The sequence below is a fragment of the Thermoanaerobacter wiegelii Rt8.B1 genome, assembly GCF_000147695.2.
GTDB lineage: Bacteria > Bacillota > Thermoanaerobacteria > Thermoanaerobacterales > Thermoanaerobacteraceae > Thermoanaerobacter > Thermoanaerobacter ethanolicus.
This window is the reverse complement of the sequence record NC_015958.1, coordinates 2,107,443-2,119,363: the sequence shown is the minus strand read 5'-3', so window position 1 is coordinate 2,119,363 and position 11,921 is coordinate 2,107,443. Positions and strand designations below refer to the sequence as shown.

The 11,921-nt window shown below is 32.1% G+C and carries 15 protein-coding genes and 2 pseudogenes; 6 read left to right on the top strand and 11 right to left on the bottom strand.

Translation table 11 applies throughout. The annotated features are described in order from the left end of the window. Positions 1–85: 85 nt before the first annotated feature. Both THEWI_RS10390 and THEWI_RS10385 read right to left on the bottom strand, forming a co-directional pair. Positions 86–652: pseudogene (locus tag THEWI_RS10390) on the bottom strand (ATP-binding protein). 204 nt (positions 653–856) lie between these two features. Continuing rightward, positions 857–2,011: pseudogene (locus THEWI_RS10385) on the bottom strand (IS110 family RNA-guided transposase). Positions 2,012–2,541: 530 nt separating this feature from the next. Between THEWI_RS10385 and THEWI_RS10380 the strand changes: the two are divergent. Continuing rightward, complete coding sequence (locus THEWI_RS10380; protein ID WP_083820908.1) at positions 2,542–2,802, top strand: serine hydrolase; 261 nt, start codon at positions 2,542–2,544, stop codon at positions 2,800–2,802. Between the two features lie 24 nt (positions 2,803–2,826). Here the strand turns inward: THEWI_RS10380 and THEWI_RS10375 are convergent, their stop codons facing one another. The 8 genes from THEWI_RS10375 to sigY form a co-directional block, all read right to left on the bottom strand. Then, positions 2,827–3,492 carry a peroxiredoxin gene (locus THEWI_RS10375; RefSeq protein ID WP_014063382.1) on the bottom strand — a complete coding sequence of 222 codons (666 nt, stop codon included), beginning with the start codon at positions 3,490–3,492 and terminating at the stop codon, positions 2,827–2,829. A 72-nt stretch (positions 3,493–3,564) separates the two neighbouring features. After that, positions 3,565–4,296: a sporulation membrane protein YtaF gene (gene ytaF, locus THEWI_RS10370; protein ID WP_279625641.1), complete on the bottom strand. Its 732-nt coding sequence runs from the start codon at positions 4,294–4,296 to the stop codon at positions 3,565–3,567. Between the two features lie 4 nt (positions 4,297–4,300). Next, the gene (locus THEWI_RS10365) at positions 4,301–5,059 is read right to left on the bottom strand and encodes an ABC transporter permease (RefSeq protein ID WP_014063380.1); all 759 of its coding nucleotides are present in this window, start codon (positions 5,057–5,059) and stop codon (positions 4,301–4,303) included. After that, on the bottom strand, positions 5,046–5,972 hold the full coding sequence (locus tag THEWI_RS10360; protein WP_014063379.1) for an ABC transporter ATP-binding protein: 927 nt from the start codon (positions 5,970–5,972) through the stop codon (positions 5,046–5,048). The genes THEWI_RS10365 and THEWI_RS10360 overlap by 14 nt, the downstream gene beginning before the upstream one ends. A 3-nt stretch (positions 5,973–5,975) precedes the next feature. Further along, positions 5,976–6,182, bottom strand: coding sequence for a PLDc N-terminal domain-containing protein (locus THEWI_RS10355; RefSeq protein ID WP_014063378.1), 207 nt, complete (start codon positions 6,180–6,182; stop codon positions 5,976–5,978). 13 nt (positions 6,183–6,195) lie between these two features. Beyond that, entirely contained in the window at positions 6,196–6,534 is a 339-nt protein-coding gene (locus tag THEWI_RS10350; RefSeq protein ID WP_014063377.1) for a zinc ribbon domain-containing protein, read from the bottom strand. 4 nt (positions 6,535–6,538) lie between these two features. Then, positions 6,539–6,958, bottom strand: a complete 420-nt coding sequence (locus tag THEWI_RS10345) for a hypothetical protein (RefSeq protein WP_014063376.1) — start codon at positions 6,956–6,958, stop codon at positions 6,539–6,541. After that, positions 6,955–7,485 carry an RNA polymerase sigma factor SigY gene (sigY, locus tag THEWI_RS10340; protein ID WP_041589238.1) on the bottom strand — a complete coding sequence of 177 codons (531 nt, stop codon included), beginning with the start codon at positions 7,483–7,485 and terminating at the stop codon, positions 6,955–6,957. The genes THEWI_RS10345 and sigY overlap by 4 nt, the downstream gene beginning before the upstream one ends. A 277-nt stretch (positions 7,486–7,762) precedes the next feature. On the opposite strand from sigY, the gene THEWI_RS10335 reads away from it, so the two are divergent. The 3 genes from THEWI_RS10335 to hcp all read left to right on the top strand — a co-directional run bounded on the left by THEWI_RS10335 (position 7,763) and on the right by hcp (position 10,390). After that, positions 7,763–8,332: a YdcF family protein gene (locus THEWI_RS10335; RefSeq protein WP_425274184.1), complete on the top strand. Its 570-nt coding sequence runs from the start codon at positions 7,763–7,765 to the stop codon at positions 8,330–8,332. Between the two features lie 10 nt (positions 8,333–8,342). Next, positions 8,343–8,630 carry a DUF503 domain-containing protein gene (locus tag THEWI_RS10330; RefSeq protein ID WP_004403250.1) on the top strand — a complete coding sequence of 96 codons (288 nt, stop codon included), beginning with the start codon at positions 8,343–8,345 and terminating at the stop codon, positions 8,628–8,630. 116 nt (positions 8,631–8,746) lie between these two features. Next, positions 8,747–10,390 carry a hydroxylamine reductase gene (gene hcp / locus THEWI_RS10325; RefSeq protein WP_014063373.1) on the top strand — a complete coding sequence of 548 codons (1,644 nt, stop codon included), beginning with the start codon at positions 8,747–8,749 and terminating at the stop codon, positions 10,388–10,390. A gap of 70 nt (positions 10,391–10,460) precedes the next feature. Here the strand turns inward: hcp and THEWI_RS10320 are convergent, their stop codons facing one another. Then, positions 10,461–10,859 carry a helix-turn-helix domain-containing protein gene (locus tag THEWI_RS10320; protein WP_003867464.1) on the bottom strand — a complete coding sequence of 133 codons (399 nt, stop codon included), beginning with the start codon at positions 10,857–10,859 and terminating at the stop codon, positions 10,461–10,463. Between the two features lie 178 nt (positions 10,860–11,037). Here THEWI_RS10320 and THEWI_RS10315 point away from each other — a divergent pair, with 178 nt between their 5' ends. Further along, positions 11,038–11,223 carry a helix-turn-helix domain-containing protein gene (locus THEWI_RS10315; RefSeq protein WP_003867465.1) on the top strand — a complete coding sequence of 62 codons (186 nt, stop codon included), beginning with the start codon at positions 11,038–11,040 and terminating at the stop codon, positions 11,221–11,223. Between the two features lie 298 nt (positions 11,224–11,521). After that, positions 11,522–11,887: a DUF6514 family protein gene (locus THEWI_RS10310; RefSeq protein WP_003867466.1), complete on the top strand. Its 366-nt coding sequence runs from the start codon at positions 11,522–11,524 to the stop codon at positions 11,885–11,887. Positions 11,888–11,921 lie beyond the last annotated feature (34 nt).

Here is an 11,921-nt window from a genome sequence, read left to right as displayed (position 1 = left end):
ATTCTTACCAAGAAAGAGGTTTTTAATCAGTTTACACAAAATTTTTTACAGTCTCTGTAATAATAGTACTATGCTTTTCATACCTTTAAGATATTAGCTGAAAAAATATATTTGAAGCATCTGTGTCTATTGGTAAATACCCTACTTCGTCTATTATTAACACTTTATACTTTGAAAAATGTTTTAATCGGATCTCTAAACGGTTTTCTGCTAATGCCTTTTTTAATTAAGACATTAATTCTTGAAAATGAATAAAATATGTAGGATATCTGTGCTTAGCACATTCTATCCCTATGGCGGTGGCAAGATGTGTCTTGCCTACCCCGGGGGTTCCTACAAACAATATATTTTCGTTATTTTCTACAAATCTTAAGCTTTTTAAATCAAGAATTTCTTGTTTGTTTATGCTTGGTTGAAACTCAAAATCAAAATCATCAAGTTCTTTTAAAAAAGGGAAGTTTGCTACTTTAACACATGCAAGTATTGCTTTTTCTTGTTTTGATTTTATTTCTAAATTGCTTAATTCATATAGAGCATCTATAACACTTTTTTCTCCTGATTTAATCAGGTTTAAGTACATATCTCTATTATTTTTTATGTTATTTAATCCGAGCTCTTCTAAATTGTTTAATAGCTTAATATAGTTACTCACATTTTCACCTACCTATGCAATAATTTATCTAATTCATTAAGATTATTTGTACATATTTGTTCAATATCTTCTCTATTTTTGATGAGATTTTCCACTAATTCTCTATCCTGAAAATGGTGTCTCTCAAAAAGGCAATAAAAAACTAAACCCATACCGATGTAAAAATATGGGATAAATGAATGGTTAATAAAGTTAAATTAAAAATTAAGACACTGCAGATTCGACCGTGACCTTAAGGCCTAAAGGCTCTAGCTTTTTTAAAGATTGACGAATAATCATATTACGCTTTTTCTCTTCATAATAAGTAGGACCTAATTCAATATATGGTTGCTTTCGCTTGAGAATATGATAAACTATAATTAAAATGCTATGTGCCACTGCAACTGCTGCACGGTTTGCTCCTCTTCGAGCAGCGATGCGGTGGTACTGACTTGAGAGATAAGTATCTTTTGCCCTTGAGGCAGCTCTGGCAGCTTCAATAAGAGAGCTTCGCAATTTTTGGTTACCTTTTCGAGTTCTTGCAGACTTTTGTTTACCAGCACTTTCATTATGACCTGGACACAACCCTGCCCAAGAACACAAATGGGCAGCAGAGGGGAACTGTTCCATATTCGTGCCGATTTCGGCTATTATTTGTTCTGCAGTTCTTCTTCCGACTCCAGGGATTGTATCCAGCAGTGCCAGGTCTTTTTCAAAAGGGAGCATTCGATTTTTAATTTCTTCGTCTAATTTTGCTATTTCTTCATCAAGGTAATCAATGTGTCTAAGCTGTATTTCCAGAAGCATCCTTTGGTGATGATTGATCAAGCCTTTTAAAGCGCGTTTTAGTTCATCCATTTTATTTTTAGCTTGCCTTGAGAAAGCTCAGCCAGGGTTTCGGGATTTTCTTCACCATTTATAATAGCCTCAAGTATAGAACGACTGGATGCCCCGTTGATATCAGAGACTACGGAAGACAGTTTTGATATTAGCTCCTTCTAAAACCTTTTGTATGCGATTAAGTTCTCTTGATTTTTCTTCAATGAGGCTTTTTCTATAGCGAACAAGCTCGCGAAGTTCTCTTTGTTCACGATCTGGCACAAAGCTGCCTTGCAAAAGGCCATGTTGCAAGAGACTTGCTATCCACTCAGCATCTTTTACATCGGTTTTTCTACCAGGGACATTTTTAATATGCTTAGCATTGACGAGTAGGATTTTAATATTCTCAAGCTCAAGGAGATTGTAAATAGGTTTCCAGTAAGAGCCGGTGCTTTCCATAGCAACAACAGAACAACCTTTAGCTTTAATAAATTCTTTTAATGCAATAAGGTCATCGGTCATAGTTGAAAAAGTACGGATTTCCTTACCTTCTGGTGTTATTATACAAGCTACGACATTCTTTTTATGGACATCTAATCCGCAACGTGAGAGTAAACTAAATCCATGAAAGAACCAACTCCTTTTTTAAAATTTGAACGATAGCGACTGTAAAATTGAAGAGCTGGTGCAACAACCATAAGGGGTTATTCTATCCTGCGTGCTTCCCGTAAAGGGAGCAACAATCTGTGGTGCACCTGGTCGTTGGAGTCTGTCTATAAGTCGGGCTCAAAGCACCAAAGTAAGAACGACCTTTCTTCACCAGCCGCTGTACTGATTATATCATCAAAAAAGGACATTTTCATCCTCTGCTGGTGCCGCATTTGCGGCATGGGAGTCTATATGGGTTAATAATGCTATATTTAGGATGTCCTCCGACTATCATTCCTTTGATGCTCAAAATTTGGTGTTACTCTAATACCATTTAATGTAAGCTTGGTGCCATTTTGGTGCCCAAATGGTGCCCAAAGACACCAAAAAAGGTTTAAAAAACTCAAAGCAAAAAATGGAAGTAAAGGCTATGATACTAGAAAATAAGCCATTTAAGAGCACTGCAAAAAACAAGAGCAAAAGTGGACGACAGAATATCTTATCCAATACCTGATGAAATAGAAGTAGCACACAAAATAGGCAACCTTTCAAATGTTGTAAATGACACTGCAATAGTTTTTCATCCCACAAAGCCTTATATCTTGACGGTCTTGGCAAACAATGTAGATGGGTCAGATGATTCTTATGCATATACTGTAATAAGGCAAATATCAAAGATGGTGTACGATTTCCAAAGCAGGTAAAAGTTTAAGCCGGAAAATTCCGGCTTAAACTTTTTTATAACATAAATACCAGTCAGTACAATTATATCCTTCAATGTTTTTAACTCTTTCTTTAAGTTCGGCATAAGTTTTTGGAGGTGGAACGATGACAGGCATACCCGGATACCAGTTGGCGGGTGCCAAAACCTTGTATTTATCTACTGTTTGCAGTGCATCAATAATTCGTATTATTTCTTGGATGTTTCTACCTATTTCGAGAGGATAATACAGTATAAGGCGAAGTATCTGTTTGTCATCAATTACAAATACAGCTCTAACAGTACTTGTAGAACTTTCTGCGGGGGATATCATTCCGTACAATTTTGCTATTTTCATATCTTTATCTTCTATTATAGGGAAAGGAATTTCTATACCAGTATTTTTGTATATATTTTGTACCCAAGCTAAATGGGAAGGATTACTGTCTATACTTAATCCTATCAATTGGACATTTCTTTCTACGAAGCTTGTGTAAACTTGTGTAAATGCTATAAATTCAGTAGTACAGACAGGAGTGAAGTCTCCTGGATGCGAAAAAAGTACTACCCATTTACCTCTATAATCTGATAATTTTATAGGTCCAAAAGTGCTATTAGCTTTAAAATCTGGAGCAGGTGCTCCTATTTGAGGGAGGCAAGTTCTTGGGATACTTTCCACTGCTTCTGTTTCCATAAAATCACCTCTTAGTTTTTACTTTCAATTCATTATATTCAAGGATTATGACAAGTGTTATAGATTTAAAGGTTAGAACAAAGCTTTATAAGCTATTATAAGTAAAATAACTCCGCTTATAATTGTGCCAAATTGTCCGATGGTAAAAGAGCCTATTCGTATATTAGCAACTTTTGTTCCTAATTGTACTCCTGCCCATACAGAAACAAAGCTTCCAATTGATGTAGTGAAAGATATAGCAAAGGGAGAAAATCCCAAAAGCCCTGCTCCTAGTCCGTTTGTCAGAGCATTTGCTGAAAGGGCTATTCCCAAAAGGATTGCTTCCCATAAATTGATTTCTCCGGATTTGTCCAAATCTACAATTTCAGGATTTTCCAAAATTTCTTTTATAGAAGTAGTCTTTGATGATACTTGTTGTATATTTTTGGAAGAAGATTTACGAGGAACAGCCAGTAAAATAATTCTAAGTCCTATTATAAAAAGCAGAAATGCTCCTACAATTATAGGTAATGATCCTGGCAGGATTTTATTTAACCATTTACCAAAAAATATCCCAGATATGCTAAATAAAAAAGAGATTACTGCGATGATTGCATTGGAAAAAATACTTATTCGTATATTTCGTATACCATAGGAGATGCCTACTCCAAAATTATCTATGCTTGATGATATTGCAAAACCCAGGATGATTAGCCATTTCATATGTTCACACTCCTCTCTATCTACCTTTATAGTACGCAATAGATAGAGAAGATGTGATTCATAGGAAGTTGATAAAAAAAGACCACCTTTTAGGTAGTCCATACAATTAATATATAAGTTCACTTTTATTTATCATTTTTACAGTGAGTATGGATAATATTATGCAGTATAATACCACTGATAAAACTGTGCTAATTATATCATCTGTGTTAAACGAATTTGCGGTTAATATTAAATTATATGGAATAAATTTAGACATGCTAACAACATTCATCAATATTGTCAAGACTACGTGAAATACTACTGATGATATTGCAGCTATTATTCCTTTTTTAAAAATACTGCTGAAAAATATAAGTAATGTTACTATAAAAGCGAAATAAAGTGACATGAGCAATGAAGATATTAATATTTTGTCAAATGTTATGACATTTTTATTAAAAAGGGTTGTTGCATAATAGTAATTAATAGAAAATCCGCTTATTATAAAAATTGACAAAACGGCCGAATGATGAAGGATTTTTGAAATAACGACTGCAGAAAGATTACATCCTTTAGAATAGGGAAAAATTAATTTTTGTGATGATATTTCATCACTTAAAGTACCCATGAGAGTGAGAATTACTATTAACAACGATATTTGACTTAAATCTTTTATATAATTTTGTACAGCTGTTTTCATGTCAATCTGTATAAGTAAATTCAAATCGCCGGGTATCTTATTTTTAAGTATCTCCGGCAACAATTTAAGTATTACAGGGTCAAGTATAGAAAATAAAATAATTCCGATTAACATGATTAAATATTTGTATTGTCTTACTGATTCTATAACTTCTTTTTTCAAGTATGCTTTAAATGTTTCCATTTTCTTTCACCATCCTTATAAATATGTCTTCAAGATTGCTTTCTCTTATTTGAAATGATATTACTGGTATTTTAAGTTTTGATATTTCATCAATAATATTTCTTTTTGCTACCTCAATGTCATTAACATAAATACTCACCTTATCATTGTATATTTTAATACCTTCGATCCATTCTATGTTATTAAATTTTTCTTTGATATTTTGGGGAAATGTCTCAAAAGTAATATCGTATATTGGTTGAATATATTTTTGTTTTAATTCTCTAAGTTCTCCTGAAAAGATGATTATACCGTTATCAAGTATACCTATATAATCACAAACTCTCTCAGCATCGCTCAAGATATGGGTGGATAAAAAAATGGTTTTCCCATTTTTCTTCATATCTAAAATTAAATTAAGTATATCATGTCTACTTTCCGGGTCGAGAGCAGATGTAGGTTCATCTAAAAAGATTATTTCAGGATTATTAAAAAGTGCTACTGCAAGTCCTAACTTTTGTTTCATTCCTCTTGAATATTCTTTAATTTTTTTCTTTGCATAATCTCTTAATCTTACCGTTTCAAGAAGCTCTTCTACCCGCATTTTGACTTTTTTATAGGGTATGCCACTTATTTCCCCTATAAAATAAAGATATTCATATGCGGTCATGTAGTTATAAAAAGAAGGGTTTTCTGGAAGATATCCTATCTTATTCAATGTTTTTCTATTATTTCTCTTTAGCATTTTTCCATCAATGTATATTTCACCCTCATCATAATCGATAAGTCCTGTTAGAATATTCATTGTCGTAGTTTTACCTGCTCCATTTCGTCCTAACAATCCGTAAATTACGCTTTTTCTAACTTCAAAGCTTATTACTTTCAAAACTTCGTGGTTACCATATTTTTTTGTTAAATTAATAACTTTTATCATGATTTATTCCCTCTCTCTACCTATTATTAAAAATATTAAGCATCCGAGTATTTCTCCAAAAACTATAATTAAAAACCATACCCATTTGGGAAAATATTTAACTTTATCCTTTGAAAGCCTGTAAATTGAAAAAACAACAAGCCCCAATTGAATTATAATTAAAGGAAAAAGTAGTTTGATGAATTCAAAAGCACTTAATTTATCAACCATAATTTAATTCCCCCTAAAATTCTTTTAATTTTCTTGAACATTCCGGGCAATATCTCCAATCTTCTTCTATTTCTACACCGCAAGTTGGACATATTTTTTTTAAAGCATTACCACAATAAGGACAATATTTATAATTATTTTTTACTGTTTTGCCGCAGTTTGGGCATTTCAGATATCCATGCCTTGTTACAATAAGGTATATGATTAGAGAGGTGGGGAAATTTAGGAGTCCAAGAAGTCCCCATGCCCAATAATATTTTTCGCCTCTTTTTCTTGCATCCGTAAAAATCCAAGTTGCTTGAAGAAGTAGAAGAGGTATTACAACTATTAAGCTTTGTGCTATTTTTGACATTTTATCATCTCCTTGAAAGTCTTAATTTATAAAGTGGTATTAAAACCAATGGCAAATTAAAATAGAGAAAAATTTGTATATATACTAATAATTTAATGTCTAGATTTACAACAAATAATATTGAGGATAAGGAAAATATTAATGAAGTAGTTATAAATAGAAGGAGTTCAAGTTTGTTTTTGCGTTTGTTTTTTAGTTCATTTGCCCTTTCTATTAGTTCAGTAATATTTATTTGTAATTCACGTATATCAGATATAGTATCCAAGGTATCCATGTAATTTAAAGATAGCTCTAATTTTTTCCTGAAAGTACTGCAAGCAGAACAATTTTGAATATGGGAATTTAGTGTTGCATTGTCATCGGTAAATTCGTTATAATACATATCAATTATTTTATTTTTGATTTGACTACATTCCCTTTTCAAAACGCATTCCTTCTTTCTAATTCTGACATAATTTCTTTTATGGCGTTATGCAATCGTGAACGTACTGTTCCCACAGGACAATTCATTATTTTTGCAATTTCTTGATATTTGTAGCCATAATAGTGTTTCAAAATAAATACTGCTCGTTTTTCATAAGACAATTTCATTAAAATATCCATTACTTCGCTGTATTGAATATTTGTAATAGCTGTTTTTTCTATATCTTCCTCTTTATTTGCAATTATTTCTTCAATAAAATCAATGTTTTTGTATTTTCTTAAATAGTCTTTGTAGTTGTTAGTTGCGATTTTTAAAAGCCACGTAGAAAATTTTACTTCAGGATTAAATTTGCTTATATTCAAAATGGCTTTAAGTATTGTGTCGTGTGCCATGTCTTGGGCAAGTGCTGGATTGCCTGTCATTTTAATACAATATCCCACTAATATATTATAGTTTTGTACCAGTAATTCATTTAGAGCCTGTTTATTGCCATTTTTAGCTTTTTGTATTAATTCTTTTTCTTCCATCACCTGCCCACCCTTCTGCAAATTTAACGTATCGAAAACTAAAAAGTTCATGATTTTATTTTATCAAAAATTGGATATGTATTTTATGAAAATTATGATTTAATAGACCAAGATTAGATTATTATTTTTAAAAGATTGACAATTGCAACTACTTGCATAAAAATAGATATAGTGTATAATCGTGTTGAATAATAAAAAGTGAAGTTTTTAAAGGTTGAAAACAGTGGAGATTAATTAAATTTGTAAGGATGAGAACTTGGAGGAAATTAATGTGAAAATGATTTTAAAAATTGTGTGGCTTTTACTAGTGCTTTTTATAATCATAGGTATAATATTGGAATGGCAGATTATTTCTTTTGCATATAATGAAAAGCCAAAAAAATCGGATGTAATTATAGTTTTAGGTTGTGCTGTATATGGAGACATACCAAGCCCTTTTTTTAAAGCAAGGCTTGAGGAAGCCTTAAGGCTTTATAATGAAGGATATGGTAGATATATAATAGTCTCTGGTGGGAAAGGACCAGGAGAAAATATTTCTGAAGCGGAGGCAGGGAAAGGATATCTTTTGAAAAAGGGTATACCTGAAAAAGCTATACTCATTGATGACAAATCTTTTTCTACTTATGAAAATTTGCAGTTTTCCAAGGAAATTATGGATAAAAAATCTTTAAAGAGGGCAGTAATCATATCAAATAAATTTCATTTAAAAAGAGCAAGTGTAATAGCAAAAAGAGTTGGAATAGAAGCAAGTTTCTCAGGAGTATTTGTAAGAAGGTATATAAATGAAGAAATTTATGGTTTTTTACGTGAAGTAGTTGCGCTTTGGTATATATATTTAAAAAGGTAAGGGGATATATATGATTGTATCTTATTGTAAAATATATTTACGTGCAAATTGGGTTCATTCTTTAAAAGAAAAAAGAATGATTGTAAGAAGTATTGTAGGTAAAGTAAAAAGTCATTATAATGTTTCTATATGCGAAATAGAAAATCAAGATTTACACAAATCAATTGTCATAGGTTTTTCGGTGTGTGGCAGTGATGCTGTTTTAACAAATAAAATAGTTCAAGAGGTTGTAGATTATATTGAAGAAAATACAGATGCTTATATAGAAAATATAGAAATGGATACAATAAATGTGTGACTCCAAATGAATATGCTCATTTGGAGCTTTTATTTTGTGATTTTTATCACAGATTCTTTTGAGTTTTTAGCTTATCATAATTTGTGGGCAAAAACTTAGAAAAAGGAGGAAGTAAAATGAGTATGTTTTGTTATCAATGTCAAGAAGCCTCTCAGGGCATAGGGTGTACAGTGAGAGGTGTATGCGGTAAGACAGACGACGTTGCAAATCTGCAAGATTTGTTGATTTTTACATTAAAAGGCATATCTTTTTTAAATTTAAAAGCAAGAGAGGCAGGAGTAAATAAAGAGAAGACGGACAGATTCCTTTTTGAGGGATTATTTTCCACAATAACTAACGTTAATTTTGACAGAAACTTCTTTATTAACAAAATAAAAGAAGCTGTTGCATTAAGAGAAGAAATAAAAGAAGACCTCAAAAAGGCAGGAATTGAAGTAGACGAATCCTGTGAGGCAATAAGCTGGGTTTATGATACAGATGAAGATATAGAAGCAATAGCAGCTGAAGTAGGAGTTTTATCTACGAAAGACGAAGATATAAGGTCTTTGAGAGAGCTTATCACTTATGGTGTAAAAGGTATGGCGGCTTATGCATATCACGCATATCAGCTAGGATACAAAGATGATAATATATTTAGGTTTATGGAAAAGGCTTTAGCTAAAGTTTTAGATGACAGCTTAACTGCAGATGATTATGTGGCTCTTGCACTCGAGGCAGGAAAATATGGTGTTGATACAATGGCGCTCCTTGACAAAGCAAATACCTCGACTTATGGCCATCCTGAGATAACAAAAGTTAATATCGGTGTGAGAAATAATCCTGGAATATTGATAAGCGGTCATGATTTGAAAGACTTAGAGCAATTGTTAGAGCAAACTGCTGGTACAGGTGTAGATGTTTATACACATGGAGAAATGCTTCCTGCTCATTATTATCCAGCTTTTAAGAAATATCCGCATTTTGTTGGTAACTATGGAAATGCATGGTGGCAGCAAGATAGAGAGTTTGAGCTATTTAACGGACCAATTTTAATGACTACAAACTGCCTTGTGCCTCCAAAGGATTCCTACAAGGATAGAGTTTACACTACAGGTGTTGTAGGCTTTGAGGGAGTAAAATACATTCCAGAAGGTCCCGACGGAAAGAAGGACTTTTCAGAAATAATTGAACATGCAAAGAGATGCAAGCCACCTGTGGAGATTGAAAGAGGGGAAATAATTGGTGGTTTTGCTCACAACCAAGTTTTAGAGCTGGCGGATAAAATTGTAGAAGCGGTAAAGACAGGAGCTATAAAGAGATTTTTCGTAATGGCAGGCTGTGATGGCAGAATGAAGAGCAGAACCTATTATACCGAATTTGCTAAAGCTCTTCCTAAAGATACAGTCATTTTAACTGCAGGCTGTGCAAAATACAGGTACAACAAGTTAAACCTTGGAGACATAAACGGAATTCCAAGAGTTTTAGACGCAGGACAGTGCAATGACTCTTACTCATTAGCTGTGATAGCCATGAAGCTTAAAGAAGTCTTTGGTTTAAATGACATAAACAAGCTTCCTATTTCTTACAACATTGCGTGGTATGAACAGAAGGCTGTTATAGTGCTTTTGGCACTTTTATACCTCGGAGTAAAAAATATTCATTTAGGACCTACGCTTCCTGCTTTCTTATCACCAAATGTCACAAAAGTATTAGTTGACAAATTTGGCATTGGTGGTATCACAAACGTAGAAGATGATATGAAAATGTTCATGGGTGAGTAAAGATTACGGCTGCAAAATGCAGCCGTAATCTTTTGTCATTATGATTAATAATTAATCATAATGGTTAAAATTATACTTTCTTTTCTTTTTTAATGAACTCTTCTAAATCAGTAGTATTCAAACTCACTTTTATGTATCCTTCTATATCTCTCTTTCTTTCCTCAGGCAATGTTTCAAAGGCTTTAAAAATTATTTTATCCTTTTCACTGATGCTTTCAAACTCTTCTCTCGATAAGTATTTTTCCTCTTCTTCTTTTACATATTCTATTTGTTGGCCAGTAAGAAGCCAATCTATTGAAACATTAAGGGCGTTTTTTAACTTTATCAAAGCATTGGAAGAAGGCATTGATTTGTTGTTTTCAAGGTCACTTAAATTTCCAACAGATAATCCTGTGAGTTTGCTCAAAGCTGTTATAGTCAAATTATTTTTTTTACGAGCATATTTTATGCGTTCGCCAACTGTATCCATAACACTCCTCCTTTGTTTTTTCTGAATTACGATATTAGTATTGACATTTTCGTAATTCAGATATATATTTAAAATAGTTAATTTTTAATCATTATCTATTTTAACACAAATATTTTATTATTCCTACTGAATAAATATGCTAACTTTTGTTTGTAGGAAAAAACAAGGGGGTGCTTTGATGAAGAAAAGAAAGTTAACAGATTTTGGGAAATTAGTGAATGACAGATTGGCGGAACTGAATATGACACAAAAAGAATTGTCGCGATTGATAGGTACCAGTGAGCCATATTTAAGCATGATTTTACATGGTGAAAGGTCAGGGAAAAAATATATGGATAAAATAAAGGAGATATTAAAACTTTAAAAAAGAGTTTTCGTATTTTGTGAAATTTTTTTGATAGAAATTTTTTATAAATTTTTTTCGACAATTATAGTTCTAATATTGAACATAGACAGAATAATTTACAATTTTCGATATCGCAAAAAACACCAAATAGTTTTACATAGACTTGTTAAATGTTTGTTAAAGTAAAAAAAGTGTCTTTTCTGTCGATAAAAAATTTTCAAAAAAATAAAGGATTTTTTAGAAAAAAATAGAATATATTAATATGTATTGTAAGTTAATAATTAATCTTAAAAAATAAATTGGAGGGGATAGTAAGATGTATTACAGGAAAGTGAGCGAGTACATATCGACAAGGGAGGAAGAAAGGAGAAACATAACTACTCACTACACAGTGGTCATGTCAGAAATAAGTGTTTTTAACGGAAAAGAGGAAGTAAAATTGCCGTCGTATGGGATCAAAATTCTTCAAGAAATTTTTGATGGAGAAAAGGAGAAAATTGAAATAATAGAAGAAAAAGTGACAAATATAAGTCCTTACTTTGAAAAAGTGGACAAGCTAGCACAATTCTTTAAAGAAATGACGGTATCGCCTGTTCATCTGTATGAAGTAATTGACGATATGTGTGAAGATTATATAAGTGACTATGATAGACAAGCTAAATTGTGTAAGGTTGCTATTTAAGAAGGTGTCATGCCTTCTTTTATTTTTTTGAAGG